This window comes from Hydrogenophaga sp. UC242_50, from assembly GCF_042697355.1.
GTDB lineage: Bacteria > Pseudomonadota > Gammaproteobacteria > Burkholderiales > Burkholderiaceae_C > Hydrogenophaga.
The window spans coordinates 4133461-4151224 of sequence record NZ_CP170553.1 but is presented as its reverse complement, the minus strand read 5'-3'; the positions used below and the strand labels follow the sequence as shown (position 1 = coordinate 4151224).

General features: G+C 68.3%; 13 protein-coding genes and 5 pseudogenes. 9 read left to right on the top strand and 9 right to left on the bottom strand.

Going from position 1 to position 17764, the window contains the following annotated elements; genetic code table 11:
- Positions 1 to 105: 105 nt before the first annotated feature.
- The 3 genes and pseudogenes from ACFJGX_RS21140 to ACFJGX_RS21130 all read right to left on the bottom strand — a co-directional run.
- Complete coding sequence (locus ACFJGX_RS21140; RefSeq protein WP_382323945.1) at positions 106 to 1020, bottom strand: lytic transglycosylase domain-containing protein; 915 nt, start codon at positions 1018 to 1020, stop codon at positions 106 to 108.
- Positions 1017 to 2448: pseudogene (locus ACFJGX_RS21135) on the bottom strand (FAD-binding oxidoreductase). The gene ACFJGX_RS21140 and the pseudogene ACFJGX_RS21135 overlap by 4 nt, the downstream one beginning before the upstream one ends.
- A 141-nt stretch (positions 2449 to 2589) precedes the next feature.
- Positions 2590 to 2901: pseudogene (locus tag ACFJGX_RS21130) on the bottom strand (DUF2069 domain-containing protein); the annotation flags it as partial.
- 50 nt (positions 2902 to 2951) lie between these two features.
- On the opposite strand from ACFJGX_RS21130, the gene ACFJGX_RS21125 reads away from it, so the two are divergent.
- Complete coding sequence (locus tag ACFJGX_RS21125) at positions 2952 to 4241, top strand: YihY family inner membrane protein (protein ID WP_382159043.1); 1290 nt, start codon at positions 2952 to 2954, stop codon at positions 4239 to 4241.
- A gap of 9 nt (positions 4242 to 4250) precedes the next feature.
- Here ACFJGX_RS21125 and ACFJGX_RS21120 read toward each other — a convergent pair.
- Positions 4251 to 5511, bottom strand: a pseudogene (locus ACFJGX_RS21120) (cytochrome P450).
- 127 nt (positions 5512 to 5638) lie between these two features.
- Between ACFJGX_RS21120 and ACFJGX_RS21115 the strand changes: the two are divergent.
- Entirely contained in the window at positions 5639 to 5908 is a 270-nt protein-coding gene (locus ACFJGX_RS21115; protein WP_291114781.1) for a hypothetical protein, read from the top strand.
- Here ACFJGX_RS21115 and ACFJGX_RS21110 read toward each other — a convergent pair.
- Positions 5901 to 6896 (bottom strand): LysR substrate-binding domain-containing protein, encoded by a 996-nt coding sequence (locus ACFJGX_RS21110; protein WP_382326990.1) that lies wholly within the window; start codon positions 6894 to 6896, stop codon positions 5901 to 5903. The two genes, ACFJGX_RS21115 and ACFJGX_RS21110, sit on opposite strands and share 8 nt — an antisense overlap.
- Between ACFJGX_RS21110 and ACFJGX_RS21105 the strand changes: the two genes are divergently transcribed.
- Positions 6895 to 7875: a Bug family tripartite tricarboxylate transporter substrate binding protein gene (locus ACFJGX_RS21105; RefSeq protein WP_382323951.1), complete on the top strand. Its 981-nt coding sequence runs from the start codon at positions 6895 to 6897 to the stop codon at positions 7873 to 7875. The genes ACFJGX_RS21110 and ACFJGX_RS21105 overlap by 2 nt on opposite strands.
- Positions 7876 to 7890: 15 nt before the next feature.
- Positions 7891 to 8733: an alpha/beta fold hydrolase gene (locus tag ACFJGX_RS21100; RefSeq protein ID WP_382323953.1), complete on the top strand. Its 843-nt coding sequence runs from the start codon at positions 7891 to 7893 to the stop codon at positions 8731 to 8733.
- On the opposite strand, the gene ACFJGX_RS21095 is transcribed toward ACFJGX_RS21100, so the two are convergent.
- Both ACFJGX_RS21095 and ACFJGX_RS21090 read right to left on the bottom strand, forming a co-directional pair.
- Positions 8730 to 9548, bottom strand: a complete 819-nt coding sequence (locus ACFJGX_RS21095) for an alpha/beta fold hydrolase (RefSeq protein ID WP_382323955.1) — start codon at positions 9546 to 9548, stop codon at positions 8730 to 8732. The genes ACFJGX_RS21100 and ACFJGX_RS21095 overlap by 4 nt on opposite strands.
- Positions 9549 to 9550: 2 nt before the next feature.
- Positions 9551 to 10862 (bottom strand): annotated as a pseudogene (locus ACFJGX_RS21090) (O-acetylhomoserine aminocarboxypropyltransferase).
- A 127-nt stretch (positions 10863 to 10989) separates the two neighbouring features.
- Here ACFJGX_RS21090 and ACFJGX_RS21085 point away from each other — a divergent pair.
- Positions 10990 to 11456: pseudogene (locus ACFJGX_RS21085) on the top strand (CBS domain-containing protein).
- Between the two features lie 68 nt (positions 11457 to 11524).
- Here the strand turns inward: ACFJGX_RS21085 and ACFJGX_RS21080 are convergent.
- Positions 11525 to 12736, bottom strand: a complete 1212-nt coding sequence (locus ACFJGX_RS21080; RefSeq protein ID WP_382323959.1) for a polyhydroxyalkanoate depolymerase — start codon at positions 12734 to 12736, stop codon at positions 11525 to 11527.
- A 137-nt stretch (positions 12737 to 12873) separates the two neighbouring features.
- Here ACFJGX_RS21080 and ACFJGX_RS21075 point away from each other — a divergent pair, with 137 nt between their 5' ends.
- Positions 12874 to 13530: a glutathione S-transferase gene (locus ACFJGX_RS21075; RefSeq protein ID WP_382323961.1), complete on the top strand. Its 657-nt coding sequence runs from the start codon at positions 12874 to 12876 to the stop codon at positions 13528 to 13530.
- Between the two features lie 288 nt (positions 13531 to 13818).
- On the opposite strand, the gene ACFJGX_RS21070 is transcribed toward ACFJGX_RS21075, so the two are convergent.
- Positions 13819 to 14241, bottom strand: a complete 423-nt coding sequence (locus ACFJGX_RS21070; protein ID WP_382323963.1) for a cupin domain-containing protein — start codon at positions 14239 to 14241, stop codon at positions 13819 to 13821.
- A 144-nt stretch (positions 14242 to 14385) separates the two neighbouring features.
- On the opposite strand from ACFJGX_RS21070, the gene aroC reads away from it, so the two are divergent.
- The 3 genes from aroC to ACFJGX_RS21055 all read left to right on the top strand — a co-directional run bounded on the left by aroC (position 14386) and on the right by ACFJGX_RS21055 (position 17762).
- Positions 14386 to 15486 (top strand): chorismate synthase, encoded by a 1101-nt coding sequence (aroC, locus tag ACFJGX_RS21065; protein WP_382323965.1) that lies wholly within the window; start codon positions 14386 to 14388, stop codon positions 15484 to 15486.
- A 22-nt stretch (positions 15487 to 15508) separates the two neighbouring features.
- A complete protein-coding gene (locus ACFJGX_RS21060) occupies positions 15509 to 16780 on the top strand; it encodes an MFS transporter (RefSeq protein WP_382326988.1) in 1272 nt (423 codons plus the stop codon).
- Between the two features lie 67 nt (positions 16781 to 16847).
- Positions 16848 to 17762 (top strand): 4-hydroxyphenylpyruvate dioxygenase, encoded by a 915-nt coding sequence (locus tag ACFJGX_RS21055; RefSeq protein ID WP_382323969.1) that lies wholly within the window; start codon positions 16848 to 16850, stop codon positions 17760 to 17762.
- Positions 17763 to 17764 lie beyond the last annotated feature (2 nt).

Sequence of the window (17764 nt, the reverse complement as noted above, 5' to 3'; positions counted from 1 at the left end):
AAATTCTAGGAACGCGCCTCTGCGCCTGATAGTCGTAGGACTACCTCATGGGGTTACTACTGATTCGAGCGCGCGCCGCGCGCGCGTGGCCTGCCGGGCCGCCGCTCAGGGGCGCACGGAGGTGATGCCGGGCATGGCCGGCGACGGCGCGGTGATGCGCTCGTCGAAGGGGTGCTGCTGCAGGGCGAAGATCTGCTGGATGCGCTTGATGTAGCCCTGCGTTTCGGGGAACGGCGGCACGCCACGGTAGCGCTCCACCGTGCCTTCGCCCGCGTTGTAGGCGGCCAGCACCAGGGGCACGTTGCCCTTGAAGTAGGCCAGCAGCCACTGCAGGTAGGACAGGCCGCCGCGGATGTTCTGCTCGGCGTCGAAAGGCTTGTTCACGCGGAAGCGTGCGGCGGTCTCGGGAATGAGTTGCATCAGGCCCTGGGCGTTCTTGTCCGACAGGGCGTGCACGTTGAAATTGGACTCGGCCTTGATCACGGCGAAGGCCAGGCCGGGCTCGATGCCGAACTGCGGCGCGAGCTTGTAGACGATCTTCATGATGCGCTGCTGCTCGGGCGTGTTGACCCAGTCGCGGTAGCGCGTGACCACCGCATCGGCCTCGGCGGTCAGCCGCTCCTGCTCGGCGCGCTGCTGTTCGGCCCGTTCGGCCTGCAGCACGCACTCGGGTTTGTCCGCCGGTGTGTCCAGTCGCTTGAACATCGCCTCGGCCTGGGCATCGCCCAGCAGGGCCGCGCGCGCGAACCAGTGCGCGGCGTAGCCGTCGTGGCGCGGCGTGCCCCGGCCGTTGGCGTAGAGCCAACCCAGGTTGTAGGCCGAGACCGCGTCCCCCGCGAGTGCGGCGCGGCAGTAGAGCGCGATCGCCGCATTGGTGTCGCGCGCCACGCCTTCCCCGTGTTCGTACGCCAGCGCCTGCTCGCGCCAGGCCTGGCGCTGGTTCGCCTCGACCGCGTGCGCCCAACCCGTGGCGGCGAGCGCGCACACGAGCAAGAGGCGGGCGGGACGGCGGAGATTCATGGGTGGGTGAGCACGCGGCCAGGGTTCATGAGGTGGTGAGGATCGAGCGCCTGCTTGATGGCGCGCATCAGGCCCAGGGCAACCGGGTCCTTGTAGTGGGGCAGGTGGGCGGCCTTGAGGCTGCCCACGCCGTGTTCGGCGCTGATCGATCCATCGTAGCGCGCCACCGCATCGAAAACCAGGGTGTTCACGCGCGTTTCCTGCTCATTCAGGAACTTTTTGGCATCTCCGTCGGCCGGCGCCTGCACGTTGTAGTGCAGGTTGCCGTCGCCCAGATGGCCAAAAATTCACCAGCCGCACGCCGGGGATCTCGCGCTGCAGCAAGGCGTCGGTCTCGGCGCAGAAGGCGGGAATGCGCGAAACCGGGATGCTGATGTCGTGTTTGATGTTCAGGCCCTCTTCGGCCTGGGCCAGTGGAATGCTCTCGCGGATGTGCCACAGGCCACGCGCCTGCGAGAGGCTCTCGGCCACCACCGCGTCGCTCACCAGGCCTTGCTCGAAGGCGGTTTCGAGCAGGCGCTCGAACTGCCCGCGCGCATGCTCTTCCGATTCGCTGTCGCTGTTCTCCAGCAGCACGCAGTAGGGGCTGTCCGCCCACAGCGGCACGCGCAGGGCGGGAAAGTGCTTGTCCACCAGGCCCAGGGCGAACTGGCCCATCACCTCGAAGCCGGTCAGGCCCGCGCCCAGGTGCTGGTGCGCCAGGCCCAGCAGCGCCACGGCGGCGTCCAGCGTGGGCACGGCGGCCCAGGCGGTGAGCTGCGCGGCGGGCAGCGGGTAGAGCTTGAGCGTGGCGGCGGTGATCACGCCCAGCGTGCCCTCGCTGCCGATGAAGAGGTCGCGCAGGTCGTAGCCGGTGTTGTCCTTGCGCAGGCCGGTGAGGCCGTGCCACACCTCGCCCTGCGCCGTCACCACCTCCAGGCCCAGGCAGAGTTCGCGCGCGTTGCCGTAGCGCACCACCTGTGTGCCGCCCGCGTTGGTGGCCAGGTTGCCGCCGATCGTGCAGCTGCCCTCGGCCGCCAGGCTCAGGGGAAACAGGAAGCCGGCGTTCTCGGCCGCGTCCTGCAGCGACTGCAGCACGCAGCCGGCTTCCACCGTCATCGTGAGGTTGGCGCCGTCGATGGCGCGCACGGCGTTCATGCGCGTGAGGCTCAGCACCACCTGGGTGCCGGAATCGTCGGGCACCGAGCCCACCACCAGGCCGGTGTTGCCGCCCTGGGGCACGATGGCCGCCCCGGCCTGGGCGCAGGCGCGCACCACGGCGGCCACCTCGGCGGTGCTTCCCGGGCGCACCACGGCCAGCGCGCGGCCCTGCGCGCGCTTGCGCCAGTCGTTTTCCCAGGCGGAGAGGTCGGCGGCGGGGTCTTCGTGGGTCAGCACCTGGGCCGGCCCCACGGCCGCGCGCAGCGCTTGCAGCAGATCGGCGCTCATGGTTTGCGCAGCGCGGGATTCGGCCGCGGCGGTGGAGCTGGCCACGTCGGCGGCCACGGCTTCCTTGCCGGCGGCGCGCAGGCGCATGCGCACGTGCAGCGCGCAGGCCGCGAAGAGGGCGATGCACAGCAGCACCTGCAGCCAGGCCAGCCACATCGAGGTGCCCGACTCGCTGGTGGCGCGCACCGCGCCTTCGGTGAAATACAGCCACACCAGCAGGCTGACCCAGCGGTAGGTGTACATGCGGTTTTTCAGCAGACCGGCCAGCGGCACGGTCAGCGGCAGCACCTTGATGGCCCACCAGGAGCCGCCTTCGCGCAGCGGCGCGAGCCACAGTTCCCAGGCCAGGCCGAGCACGATCAGGCCCAGCAGGCTGCCCACGGCGAGCCAGCGGGTGCCGCGCACGGCGGAAGGGGTGTCCAGGGCGCTGGAGGGCGAGGGGGATGAGGGCATGGGGGAGGGTGGGAAAGCGGGGGCGGGAGGGCAGGTGGCATGATACCGGGATGACCCTGAAAGAGCGCCTGCGGGCCCTTGAAACCCTGGCGCGCGCGCTGTGGCGCGACGCCCTGAATTTTCCGTGGCGCACCACGGCGCTGACGCTGCGCGAGCGCTTCCGGGAAGACCGGCTGGGCATCACCGCCAGTTCGCTGACCTTCACCACCACCATCTCGCTGGTGCCGCTGTTCACCGTCGCGCTGGCGATCTTCAGCGCCTTCCCGATGTTCGACCGCCTGCAGGTCACCCTGCAGCGCTGGCTGGTGCAAAGCCTGGTGCCGCCCGACATCGCCAAGCAGGTGTTCAGCTACCTCAACCAGTTCGCCAACAAGGCCGGGCAGATGGGCTGGGCCGGCGCGCTGGTGCTGCTGGTGACCGCGCTGGCCCTGATCCTGACCATCGACCGCAAGCTCAACGACATCTGGCGTGTGCGCCAGCCGCGTTCGCTGACCCAGCGCGTGCTGGTGTACTGGGCCGTGCTCACCCTGGGCCCGCTGCTGCTGGCGGGCAGCCTGGCGGCCACCTCCTACGCCGTCACGGCCTCGCGCGGCGTGGTCTCGGGCCTGCCTGGCGGCGTGCGTTTCCTGCTGGATGCCGTGCAGTTCGCGCTGCTCACCGGCGGCCTGGCCGCGCTCTACCGCTACGTGCCCAACACCCGGGTGCGCTGGAGCCATGCGCTTTCGGGCGCCCTGTTCGTGGGCGTGGGGCTGGAGCTGGCCAAGAAGGTGCTGGCCTGGTACCTGGCCCAGGTGCCCACCTACTCGGTGGTCTACGGCACCTTCGCCACCGTGCCCATCCTGCTGGTGTGGTTCTACGTCGCCTGGGTGATCGTGCTGCTGGGGGCGGTGGTCGCGGCCTACCTGCCCAGCCTGCTCTCGGGCATCGCGCGGCGCAGCGACACGCCGGGCTGGAGCTTCCAGCTCGCGCTGGAATTGCTGGAACAGCTGCACACGGCGCGCGACAGCGCGCCCAAGGGCCTGAGCCTGGAGGCCCTGGCCCAGGTGCTGCGGGTGGACGCGCTGCAGCTCGAAGAGCCGGTGGCCGTGATGGTCAAGCTGGACTGGCTGGGCCGGCTCGACGAGGACGGCGAGCGCTACGTGCTGCTGATCGACCCGGCCATGACGCCGGTGGCCCCGCTGGTGGAGCGGCTGCTGCTCGCGCACCAGCCGCACACCGCGCGCTTCTGGTCCGAGAGCCGCTGGATGGACCTCTCGGTGGCGCAGGCCGTCTCGACCACACCGGCCCTGGCCGGCGGCTCGAGCGAGGCCGTGGGGGAGGCTTCGGTCGCGTCGGGGTGACGCCCGCGCTCAATCGATGGCGAACGGCGCGCGCAGAAAGCCGCGAAAGCGTGCTCGGCCGCCGCGCGTGGGCTCCTCGATGAGACGGTAGCCCGGGAAGCGCCGCAGGAAGCGGCCGATGGCGATGCGCCCCTCCAGCCGCGCCAGGCTCAGGCCGGCGCACTGGTGGATGCCGAAGCCGAAGGCCAGGTGCTTGTTGCCTTCGCGCGCCAGGTTCAGCACCTCGGGGTCGGCGAACTGCGCCGGGTCGCGGTTGGCCGCGCCGATGCACAGCGTCACCAGCGTGCCGGCCGGCAGGTCCACGCCGCCGACCTGGGTGTCCTGGATCGCGCGCCGGTTGCCGAGCTGGTTGGACGACTCGAAGCGCAGGAATTCATCGACCGCGCGGCCGAGCACGGCTTCCTCGGCGGCGGCGTCGCCCGCCGTGGCCTGCAAATCGCGCAGCAGGCCGGCACGGGCCTCGGGAAACTCCTGCAGCGAGATCAGGCCGTTGCCGATCAGGTTGGTGGTGGTTTCGTGGCCGGCGTTGAGCAGGAAGATGCAGTTCTGCAGCAGCTCCACCTCGCTGAGCTGTTCGCCGCTGGCCTCGCCCTGGATCAGGCGGGTGAGCACGTCGCGCTCCGGGTCGCCCGGGCGCTGGCGGCGCGCGGCCACCAGGCTGCGCAGGTAGGCGGTCATCTCGGTCACGGCCTGGTTGCCGCTGGCCTGCTGCTGGGGCGTGAGCGTGGGTTCCAGCGCGCCCAGGATGGCGAGCGACCAGGCGCGCAGCGGGCCCCGGTCTTCGTGCGGCACGTCGAGCAGGTTGCCGATGATCTCCACCGGGATGGCCGAGGCGAAGTCCTCGATCAGGTCACCCCCGCGGCGCGCGTCCAGCTCGTCGAGCAACTGGTCCACCAGCGCGATGAGGCCCGGCTCCATCTCGGCGATGGCGCGGCGCGTGAGCGCGCCCATGATGAGCCGGCGCACGCGCGTGTGCAGCGGCGGGTCGTTGAACACCAGGCTGGTGGTGTGGTGCTCGAACAGGGCCGAATTCGCGCCGTACTTGGGCGCGAACTCCACGTGCTTGTCGGAGCTGAAGGCCTGCGCATCGCGGTACACCGCCATCAGGTCGGCGCAGCGGGTGAGGAACACCGAGCCGTCGGGCATGCGGCGCACCGGCTGGCTCTCGCGCAGCGCGGCATAGACCGGGTAGGGGTTGCGCCAGAAAGTCGGCGGGCAGGGCGCGCAGGTCGAAGTGGGCGGCGATCTCCTGCGCGCGCGCAGCGGTCATGGGCGGTGTGATCGGAGGCGTCATGGTTCGCGCATTGTGGCAGCGCGAAAGCATGGACGAAATGGGCTTGCAATCGCGAGGCGGCGGCGTAGCATGGGTCGCGCCCTTGTCCACCTGAGGAGTTGCCATGTTCCAGCGTCCCCTGCGCGGCGTGCTGATCGCTGCGATCCTGCTCTTCGTGCTGGTCGTTGCCCTGCTCGCGGCGCTGCCGCTGCGGCCGGCCTCGGCCCAGTCCAAAAACATCATGGAGGCGCCGGCCTGCCAGTGTTCGGCACCGACGTCCGTGGTGGCGGGCGGCACCCGCCTCGTGCACTGCGTCTGCGGCGGCATGTCCTGCGTGATGAGCGTGCCGCCCAGCAGCGGCAAGGACACCGGCCAACTGCAGTGCGTCAAGTAGCCGGCGCGTCCTTTCCCGCGGCCTCCTGCAGCAGCCAGTCGCGGAAGGTCGCCAGAGGCGGCAGGCGGTTCTTGCCCTCGGGGTAGGTGAGGTAGTAGCCGGCCTCGCCCACCATGTCCTTGGAAAAGGGGGCCGCCACGAGCCCTGCGTCGATGTCGTCCTGAACCACGCAACGGGGTACCAGGCCCAGGCCCATGCCCGCCATCACCGCGCGCACGATGGAGGTCACCTGATCGAGCTTGGGGCCTTGCATGAGCGCCGGGTGAGAGACGCCGTGCAGCTCACACCACCGCGGCCAGGCACCCGGTTCGGCGGGATGCTGAAGCAGGGCGTGCAGGGTGATGTCGCGCGGCCTGCGCAGGCGCGACGAGGCCGGCAGGCGCGGCGGGGCGATGACCACGTACTCATGGCCGGCGATGTAGTGGGAGCTTGCTCCAGGCCAGGTGCCGTTGCCATAGAGAAGCGCGCAGTCCAGATCGGGGTCGGGGGATGCGCCTCGGTTGAAGGGCACGAAATTCAGGAATACCTCAGGATGCTGTGCCAGGAACCGGGGCAGGCGGGGGATCAGCCATTTCGCCCCGAATGTCGGGGTGCTCATCACGTTCAGAACACCCCCGCGCCCTCGCAGCGTCATGACGCCCAGCGTCGCCTGCTCCAGTTGTCCGAGTGCCGCATCCACCCCCGGCAGGTAGCGATGCCCCGCAGGAGAAAGGTGAAGGCGCCCTCGAATCCGGTCGAACAGGGCCACCCCCAGCGAGGCCTCCAGCTCCAGGAGCTTCTTGCTCACGGCACCTTGCGTGAGGTGGAGTTCCCTCGCGGCGGCCGAGATGGATCCGTGGCGGGCGGTGGCGGAAAACGCTTGCAGCAAGTGAAGGGCTGGCAGCCTCATGGTATTTCCATAGGGAATGGGTGCATGCGGATTATTCGATTTACCGCCATGGGCCGCAAGAACAGAATTCTTCCAGCACAACGATGGAGACACGACCATGAAGACCCTTCACCGATGGACCCTGGCCATCGCGGCCCTGCTGGGGGCAACCGTCACTGCCCTGGCCGATCCGGGCTATCCCAACCGGCCCGTCACCCTGTTGGTCGCGTATCCGGCCGGTGGTTCCACCGACACGGTGGCCCGGAAGTGGGGCGAAGAGCTTGCCAAACAGCTTGGGCAACCGGTGGTGGTCGAGAACATGGGGGGCGCGGGCGGCATGATCGGCGCGAAGCGGGTGGCGCAGGCCGCGCCCGATGGCTACACGCTCTTGCTGGGGGCGGTGAACGAGGTGGTGCTGAGCCCCTTGACCAACCGAAATCCGCCCTACAAGACCGCCAGCTTCAAGACCGTGGGCATCCTGGGCGCCTCTCCGGTCGTGCTGTTGACCGGCAAATCCAAACCGCACCGATCGCTGAAGGACATCGCCCAGGCCAGCGCACCCGGCAAGGCCAGCCTGACGTATGGCACGCCGGGTCGAGGCACCTTTCAGCACATCGTGATGCACTCGCTGGCGTCTCGGCTGAAGTCGGACTTGCTGCACGTTCCCTACAAGGGGGGCGCGCCCTTCATCGCGGACCTCATCGGTGGCCAGATCGACCTGATCCTGCTGCCCACGGTCACGGCGGTGCCGCAGTTGTCGAGCGGCCAGATGCAGGCGGTGGCGGTGTCCTCGTCTTCGAGGATGGACCTGGCTCCGACGGTCCCCACTTTTGCCGAGAGCATGCCCGAGCTTCGTGATGTCGATTTCTCGATCTGGGTGGGCCTTTTTGCGCCGCAGGGCACGCCACAGGCGGTGGCCGAGCGCCTCAACCAGGCGCTGCGCGAGGCGCATCGCTCGGAGTCGATCCAGTCGTTCGTTCGCGCCAGCGGCATGGCGGTGCCCGCCGCTGGCCTGGATTTCGCCGGGGCGCAGCGTTTTCTCGATGCCGAGGAGCGCAAGTACCGGGCGATCGTGCCAGGCATGAAGCTGGAAGACTGAAGGGGGTCCGTTGCCATGAGCTTCGTCCAGGCCCAGGGTTGCCGCATCTACCATGAGCGCCACGGTCAGGGACCGGCGCTGGTCTTCTGCCATGGCGCGGGGTCCAATGCCGCGACCTGGTGGCAGCAGATTCCTTTTTTCTCGAGCCGTTTCACCTGCCTGACCCTGGACTGCCGCGGTTTCGGCCGGTCGCTGGCACGCCCCGACTCCCTGACATGGGACGCGCTCACCAGGGATCTTCTGGCGGTGCTCGACGCCGAGCGCATCGATCGCGCGGCCCTGGTCTGCCAGTCGTTGAGCGGGGGCGTGGGGCTGCGCCTTGCGCTGGCGCACCCCGATCGCGTGTGGGCCCTGGTCTCGAGCGGTTCGCCGCTGGGCATCGATGCGCCCGAGGTGCTGGCGTGCGTCGAACGTTACCTGGGCACGTCGGACAGCCGGCAGGTCGAGCAACGCGCATTGGCGCCCGCATTCCGCGCATCGGAGGCGGCCCTGGCCTTCCTGTACCAGCAGATCAACGCCTTCAACCCACTGGTGTCCGGCGACATGACGGCCGAGCTCAAGCGCCGGCTGCAGGCCTTGAACCACCCGGATGCCCTGATCGGATGCGAGCGCCTCGCAGAAGTCGCCTGCCCCGTGCTCCTGGTCTCGGGGGTGCACGATCCCTTGGTGCCCCCGGAACTTGCCCGGTCGATCGCGGCGCTTTTCCCGAACGCGCGGGCCATCGAGATGAACGCCTGTGGGCATTCGCCGTACTTCGAACGCCCTGCGGAGTTCAACGCACAGGTGGGCCGCTTTCTGCGGTCGTGCCTGGGTGGGGCGCCTGCCGACCCGGTGGCCGAAACGGGCGCCTGTTCTTAAACCCGGAGGAAATCGCGGATCGCGAACAGCGTGGCGTCGGGCGTCTCGGTCATCTGGTGGTGGCCCACCGGCAGCGTGGCAATGCTCACCGCCTTGCCGGCCGCGCGCGCGGCCTGCACCAGCACCTGCGCGGCCTTGGGGTTGGTCATCTGGTCCAGCCCGCCGAGCACGAACAGCACCGGGCAACTGATCTGCGCGATGGCCGCTTCGCCGCGGGCATAGCGGTCGCAGGCCACGAAGCCACGGTGGAACACGTTGACCTGAGGGTTGCTGCGCAGCACGCGCCGACCCAGCGCCATGCTGGAGCCGTAGACCCAGGTGCCCGGGCCGAGCGCCGAGGGCGGCGCGGCCAGGGTGCTGCGGCTGAACACGTTCACCATCGTGAGCGCCTTCTCCGGCTCGTTGAGCGAGGCTTCGATCAGCGCGGGCGAAACCTTCATGGGGTAGGCCGTGCCCACCAGCACCAGGTGGCTCACGCGCTCCTTCAGGCGCGCGGCCGATTCGAGCGCGATCAGCGAGCCCCAGCTGTGGCCCACCAGCGCGGCCTTCTGCACGCCGGCGGCGTCGAGCAGGGCGGCCACGAAGCCAGCCGCGTCTTCCACCGAGGCGGGGGCCTCGCCCTCGCTCTTGCAGTGGCCGGGCAGGTCCACCGCGAGCACGTTCCAGCCGTGGTGGGCCAGGTAGCGGCTCTGCAGGATCCAGACGCTGTGGTCGTTGATCACGCCGTGGAGGAACACCACGGTGGGCTTGGCGGCATCGAAAGGCTTGCCGCCGGTGTAGCAGTAGGTGCTGGCGCCGTTGACTTGCAGGTACATGGTCAGGCCCCCGCCTTTTCTGCGGCCTTGAGCGCGCGCTTCAAATCGTCAATGAGATCGTCCGGGTCTTCCAGGCCGATGGACAGGCGGATCGTGCCCGGGCCGATGCCACCGGCCGCCAGCGCTTCGTCGCTCATGCGGAAATGCGTGGTGCTCGCCGGGTGGATCACCAGCGAGCGGCAGTCGCCCACGTTGGCCAGGTGGCTGAAGATTTTGAGCGCTTCGATGAAGGCCTTGCCCTGCGCGCGGCTGCCCTTGATGTCGAAGCTGAACACCGAGCCCGCACCCTTGGCACCGAAGCGCAGCAGCTTCTCGGCCAGCGCGTGGCTGGGGTGGCTCTCGAGCAGCGGGTGGCCCACGCGGCCCACCAGCGGGTGGCTGGCGAGGAATTGCACCACCTTCTCGGTGTTGCCCATGTGGCGGTCCATGCGCAGCGACAGCGTCTCGATGCCCTGCAGGATCAGCCAGGCGCTGTGCGGGCTCATGCAGGCGCCGAAGTCGCGCAGGCCCTCGCGCCGCGCGCGCCAGCAGGAAGGCACCGACCGTGCTTTCTTCGCTGAACACCATGTTGTGAAAGCCTTCGTAGGCCTCGGTGAGCTCGGGGAATTTGCCCGACTTCTCCCAGTCGAAACTGCCCGCGTCGACCACCACGCCCCCGATCACCGTGCCGTGGCCGCTGAGGAATTTGGTGGCCGAGTGGTAGACGATGTCGGCGCCCAGCTCGAAGGGTCTGACGAGGTAAGGCGTTGTAAGGGTCGAGTCCACCAGCAAGGGCGCGCCGGCCTCGTGCGCGATCTGCGAGACGGTGGGGATGTCCAGCACGTCCAGGCCCGGGTTGCCCACGGTCTCGCCGAAGAAGAGCTTGGTGTTGGGCCGCACGGCGGCGCGCCAGCCGTCGATGTCGCCCGGTTTCACGAAGGTGGTCTCGATGCCGAAGCGGCGCATCGTGTAGTGCAGCAGGTTCTGGCTGCCGCCGTACAGGGCGGTGCTGGCCACGATGTGCGAGCCCGCGCCCATCAGCGTTGCCACGGCCAGGTGCAGCGCGGCCTGGCCGCTGGCGGTGGCGATGGCGCCGATGCCTCCCTCCAGCGCGGCCATGCGCTGCTCGAAGACGGCGTTGGTCGGGTTGCTGATGCGGCTGTACACATGGCCCGCGCGCTCCAGGTTGAACAGCGCGGCGGCGTGGTCGCTGGACTCGAAGACGAACGAGGTCGTGAGGTGGATGGGCACGGCGCGCGCGCCGGTGGTGGGGTCGGGGGCGGCGCCCGCGTGCAGCGCGAGCGTGTCGAAGCCGGGGTCAGCGTAGCCGGACATATGGTCTCCAGTGGTTGCCTGTCGTTGCGGCGGGCGAGGCGCGCGCAGTGGTTTTGATTTGTATTGTGGGCTATATTGTCAGCACCCCAGCCCCATGGGGGACACACCAGAATTGAGGAGCACAGCCATGAAAGTCAGCGATATCCTGCGCGTCAAGGGAGGCACGCTGTACACCGTCCAGCCTCAGGAGACGCTGGAACGCGCGATCGAAACCATGTCGCAGTTCGACATCGGTTCGCTGGCCGTGATCGAGCACGGCGACCTGGTCGGCATGTTGACCTTCCGCGAAGTCATCCACACCTTGGCCAAGAACGGCGGCTCGCTGGGCGGGCGCACCGTGCGCACCGTGATGGACGACCACCCCATGACCTGCACGCCCCAGACCGAACTGGAGCAGGTGCGGCCCATGATGCTGGAGCGCCACACGCGCTACATGCCGGTGATGGACAACAAGATGCTCATGGGTGTGATCAGCTTCTACGACGTGCCAAGGCCGTGGTCGACAGCCAGAACTTCGAGAACAAGATGCTCAAGGCCTACATCCGCGACTGGCCCGAGGAAGAGTCGAGCAAGAACGAGCCGAACTTCCCCTGAAGCGCCGAGCGAGCTTCAAATGAAAACGCCCCGCATGCCGGGGCGTTTTTCATGGTGCGAACGAACGTTCAGTCCGAGCTGGCGTGGATCATGTCGCGCACGCGGGGATAGATCTGCTGGTTCCAGCGCCGCCCGCTGAACACGCCGTAGTGGCCCACGCCGGTCTGCACGTGGTGGGTCTTCATGTAGGGGCGCACGCTGCGGCACAGGTCCTGCGCGGCCACCGTCTGGCCCACCGAGCAGATGTCGTCGCGTTCGCCTTCCACCGTCATCAGCGCGGTGCGGCGGATGGCCGCCGGGTTCACGGTGCGGCCGTTCCAGGTCAGCACGCCGCGCGGCAGGTCGTAGGTCTGGAACACCTTCTCCACCGTCTCCAGGTAGAACTCGGCCGGCAGGTCGTTGACCGCGAGGTACTCCTCGTAAAACGCCTGGATCACGCCGGCCTCTTCGGTGCGGCCGGCCGTCAGGTGGTCGTAGATGTGGCGGAAGGACTGCTTGTGGCGGTCCGGGTTCATGCTCATGAAGGCGGTGAGCTGCACGAAGCCGGGGTAGACGCGGCGCATCATGCCGGCGTGCGGGAACGGCACGTGGCTGATCAGGTTTTTCTCGAACCACTCGATGGGCTTGCTGGTGGCGAGCTTGTTCACCTCGGTGGGGTTGACGCGGCAATCCACCGGGCCGGCCATCAGCGTGAGGCTGCGCGGCTGGGCGGGGTTGTCGTCCTCGGCCATGACGGCCGTGGCGGCGAGCGCGGCCACGCAGGGCTGGCACACCGCCACCATGTGGCTGCCCGGGCCCACGGCCTCGGTGAAGCGGATCATGTAGCTGATGTAGTCGTCCAGCGAGAAGGCGCCGTGGCGCAGGGAGACGTCGCGCGCGTTGTGCCAGTCGGTGATGTAGACGTCGTGGTCCTGCAGCAGGGTGCGCGCGGTCTCGCGCAGCAGGGTGGCGAAGTGGCCGGAGAGCGGGGCCACGAGCAGCACCTTGGGCTGGGGCTCGGCGCCTTCCTTGCGAAAGCGCAGCAGGGTGCCGAAGGGCAGGGTGAGCACGGTTTCCTCGGTGACGGGGAATTCGCGTTCACCCACCGTCACGCTGTGGATCTGGTAGGGCGGGCGTGTGTGGGTCAGGCGCAGGCGCGAGATCACGTCGCAGGCGGCGGCCAGCTTGCGCATGACGCTGCCCTCGGTTTCGCGCAGCCAGAGCGCGGCGCTCAGGTGCTGCGCGGTCAGGCGCAGGGGCGAGATCAGGTCGGACTGGAGTTGGTAGGCCTGATACAGCATGGTTTCTTTCCTGGGACAACGTGTCGCATTGCAGGCAAGTTGCGGGCCAGCGGGGTGTTGCACCGGCGCGGTGCGTGGTGGGTGCACAGCGATGGCACAGGCCTTGCTCGGTGGATGCCCTCTGAAGGAGCATGTTCATGGCCAAAGCGGTACTCACGATCAGCAGCAAGAACTACGGTGCCTGGGCCTTGCGGGGCTGGCTGATGGCGCGCATGGCGAAGCTGGAGTTCACGGAGAACGTGATTTCGCCGGACGATCCGGCGATGAAGGCCGAGATGTTGTTGCTGTCGGCCTCGATGCGGGTGCCGGCGCTGGAGCACGATGGCATTCATGTGTGGGACACGCTGGCGATTGGCGAGTACCTGAACGAGGTGAAGCCGAAGGCGGGTCTGTTGCCGGCGGACCGGGCGGCGCGGGCGCATTGCCGGGCGATCTGTGGCGAGATGCATTCGGGGTTTTCGGCGATGCGGTCGTCGCTGCCGATGAACATCAAGGCCTCGTTTCCGAATTTCAAGCTGTGGTCGCGCGCGCAGACGGACATCGATCGCATCGAGGCGATCTGGAGCGAGTGTCTGGAGACGTATGGGGGGCCTTATCTGTTCGGCGGCAAGCCCTGCATGGCGGATGCGATGTTCGCGCCGGTGGTGACGCGTTTCATCACCTACGAGGTGGCGATCAGCCCTGCGTGTGTGGCGTATTGCGACACCATCATGGACTTGCCGGCCATGAAGGAATGGGTGGCGGCTGCGGAGGCCGAACCCGACGACATCGACGAGTTGGATGCCGAGTTTTAAGTTTCTTTCCTGTACCTCGCGGGCTCGGACACCCGGGCGCTCTGCTCCGCGGGTGTCCCCCGAACCGGCTTCGCCGGTTCTCCTCCTTTACCCCGCTGCGCAGAGCGCCCGGGTGTCCGAGCCGAAGAAGCGGTGGCGCACGTCCGTTGGAGTGCCTTCACGGTGGCAAGGCTCCAGGGGTGGGTGATGGGCGCAGCGAAGTAAAGGGGGAGGCGGCACCAGCCGCCGGAGGACATTCGCGGAGCCCATCACCCGCCCCTGGGGCCCCAAGACCAAGGAGGCGCGAAATCAACCCCAAGGTGTCGGCTTGGGAATCTCACAAACCGGATCCACATCGATCGACTTGAAATCCGCAGGAGAAACAATCTCCAGGTACTCCATATCGGGCGAATAGTCGAACAGGAAATGGCGGATCCCAGGGCGCTGATGCACACAATCACCGGCCTCCACCAGCGTCTCCTGATCCTCGTACATGAACCGCGCCCAACCCTTGAGCATGATCACGATCTGGAAATCCGCCTCGTGCCGGTGCCAGCCCGTGCCTTCCTCCGGCGGCAGATTCGCCTTCACCAGATGCGCAATCACCTTGCCGTGCGTCGCCTGGGCGATCCCCAGGTCGCGGTACAGGAAAAAATCGCGCAGGCCACCACTCACATAGTCGCCTTCGCCGCCCTTCACGTGAGAAAACAAAGTGGAGGTTCGATCAAGCATGGGACGCTCCTTTCTGGGGATGGACAGCAACCAGCTGCTGCGGCGCAGCACAAAGCACAAAATGTTCCCGTCCCCCAGGCCCGATCGCATGCACCAGACTGGCCCACCGACGCACCAGCGTGCCTCAGGGATAATCACCCCTCTATGAGCGGCAACACCTTCGGCACCCTGTTTTGCGTCACCAACTTCGGTGAATCCCACGGCCCGGCCATTGGCTGCGTGATCGACGGCTGCCCGCCGGGCATGGCACTCAGCGAGGCCGACATCCAGGCCGAGCTCGACCGCCGCCGCCCCGGCACCAGCAAATTCGTCACCCAGCGCAACGAGCCCGACACCGTCGAAATCCTCAGCGGCGTGTACGAGGGCAAGACCACCGGCACCCCCATCGCCCTGCTGATCCGCAACACCGACCAGCGCAGCAAGGACTACGGCAACATCCTGCAGACCTTCCGCCCCGGCCACGCCGACTACACCTACTGGCAGAAATACGGCATCCGCGATCCGCGCGGCGGCGGCCGCAGCTCGGCCCGCCTCACCGCGCCCACCGTGGCCGCCGGCGCGGTCGCCAAAAAGTGGCTCAAGGAACGCTACGGCACCACCTTCCGCGGCCACATGACGCAGGTCGGCGAACTGGCGATTCCCTTCGAGAGCTGGGACCATGTGCCCCACAACCCCTTCTTCGCCCCGGTGGCCGATGTGTCGGCCATCGAGGCCTACATGAACGAACTGCGCAAGAGCGGCGACTCCTGCGGCGCGCGCCTGCGCGTCACCGCGCAGGGCATGCCGGTCGGCCTGGGCCAGCCGCTGTACGACCGGCTCGACGCCGACATCGCCTACGCCATGCTCGGCCTCAACGCCGTCAAGGGCGTGGAGATCGGCGCCGGCTTCGCCAGCGTGGCGCACCGGGGCAGCACGCACGGCGACAGCCTCACCCCCGAAGGCTTCAAAGGCAACAACGCCGGCGGCGTGCTCGGCGGCATCAGCACCGGGCAAGACCTGGAAGTGCAGATCGCGATCAAGCCCACCAGCTCCATCCTGATCCCGCGCGAGACCATCGACACGGCCGGTCAGCCCACCGAAATCATCACCAAGGGCCGCCACGACCCCTGCGTGGGCATCCGCGCCACCCCCATCGCCGAGGCCTTGCTGGCCCTGGTGGTGATGGACCACGCGCTGCTGCATCGCGCGCAATGCGGCGACGTGCAATTGCCCACGCCCGACATCGCCGCCCAGGCGCGCGGCTGAACCCACGGCCGCCTGGCCTGCCGTGGTCGAGCGCCGTCAACTCTTCCCTTTCGCGGCTTTGTCCGCGAGCTACTTCGCGCACATCGGGTTTTTCAATCCGTATCTGCCGCTCTGGCTGAAAGAGCTGGGCTTCGGCCTGATCGCCATCAGCGTGCTCACCTCGGTGCAGTCGGCCACGCGCCTGTTCGCGCCCTACCTCTGGGGTTCGCTGAGCGACCGCACCGGTGAGCGCGTGCGCCTGCTGCGCTTTGGCGCCACCACCGCGCTGCTGCTCTCGCTGGGCCTGTGGTTCGACGGCGGCGGCGTGGTGCTGTTCGTGGTGCTGCTGCTCATGTTCAGCCACACCAGCGGCATGATGCCCATGAGCGAGGCCGCGCTCGCCCACCTGGTGAGCCAGAGCGGCGCCTTCGACGCGAAGCGCTACGGCCGCGTGCGCCTGTGGGGCTCGCTGGGCTTCCTGGTCACGGTGGTGGCCGCGGGCCTTTGGTTCGAGCGCTTCGGCCTGGTGCACTTTCCGGCCTGGACGCTGGGCACGCTCGCCGCCGTGGCCGCCAGCGCCTGGCTGCTGCCCGACTTCCGCGAACCCGCCCACGCCACGCAGGCGCCCCAGCCCGGCGTGTGGCCGGTGCTGCGCCAGCCGCCGGTGCGCTGGTTCTTCGCGGCGGTGTTCTTCCACGTGCTCGCGCACATCTTCATCTACGTCTTCTTCTCGCTCTACCTGGATTCGCTGGGCTACAGCAAGACCGTGATCGGCCTGATGTGGGCGCTGTCGGTGGTGATCGAGATCGGTTGGTTCTTCACCCAGGGCCGCTGGCTGCCGCTGTTGTCGCTCTCGGGCTGGCTGGTGCTGGCGGCCGCGCTCATGTCGCTGCGCATGGGCCTGACCGCCGGCTTCGCGCTGGTGTGGCCGGTGCTGCTGCTGGCGCAGGCCCTGCACGCCATCACCTTCGCCGCGCACCACACGGTGTGCATCGCCATGCTGTCCCACCATTTCCCCGGCCGCCTGCGCGGGCGCGGCCAGGCGCTCTACACCGTGGTGGGCTATGGCCTGCCCGGCGTGGTGGGGGGCATCAGCGGCGGCCTGCTCAGCTCGGCCTTCGGGCTGGCCAGCGTGTTCTGGCTGTCGGCCCTGCTGGCGCTGGTGCGCCACGGGCTGCGCGCTGCGGGCCCGGGCGCTGAACGCGGCGGTGTCGCCGGGGTGAACCAGAAACCCTCGCATGGATCGTTTATCGAACGAAAGCGTGCGAATATCGAACATACAGTGCGCGCAAACCCTGGTCATGCCGGAGGTTGACACCTAAAGTGCGGGGTGGCCCTGGCCGCTGGCCTGTTCCGTTTTCTTGATCCCCGGAGTTGTCGACATGAGTGATTTCCTGCTCAACCCACAGGAAGGCCGCGAGCCCCTGCAAGCCTCTTTCAGCGACGCGGCCAACCCGCTGGGCCTGGACGGCATCGAGTTCATCGAGTACGCCACCAGCAAGCCGCAGGCGCTGGGCCAGGTGCTGGAGATGATGGGTTTCCGCCCGGTGGCGCGCCACCGTTCGCGCGAGGTGCTGCTGTACCGCCAGGGCGGGCTCAATGTGGTGGTCAACGCCAACCCGGTGGACGCCAAGGGCGCCGGCCACGGCAGCGACGTGCCTTCGATCTCGGCCATGGCGCTGCGCGTGCGCGACGCGCGCGCGGCCTACCACTACGTGCTCGAGCGCGGCGCCTGGTCGGTGCCCACGCACGCCGAGGTGATGGAGCTCAACATCCCGGCCATCCACGGCGCGGGCGGCAGCCGCATCTACTTCGTGGACCGCTACAAGGACTTCTCGATCTACGACGTGGACTTCGTGCCCATTCCCTCGGTGGACCAGCACCCGCCGGCCACCGCCGGCATCCATTTCTTCGGCGTCGTGCAGTACATCGGCCCCGAGCGCAGCAACGACTGGATCGCGTTCTACGAAGAGCTCTTCGGCACCGAGCTGATCCCCGACGAACAGCGCTTCGGCATCATGCCCAAGGGCACGCTGCTGCGCACCCCGGCGCTCGACCCGTCGCAGCGCTTCATGCTGCAGCTCATCGAGCCCGAGCTGCACGTGGTGGACGCCGACGAGCGCCTGCAGCGCATCGGCCTGGGCGTGCCCGACGTGCTCGAAGCCGTGAAGGCGCTGCGCGCGCTCGGCGTGGAGTTCGTCGAGACCCAGGCCGCGCACACCGAGCAGCGCGGCGCCATCAGCAAGACCTACCTGGGCTCGGTCGTGTTCGAGCTGGTGCACAGTGAGAAGGAGTGAGG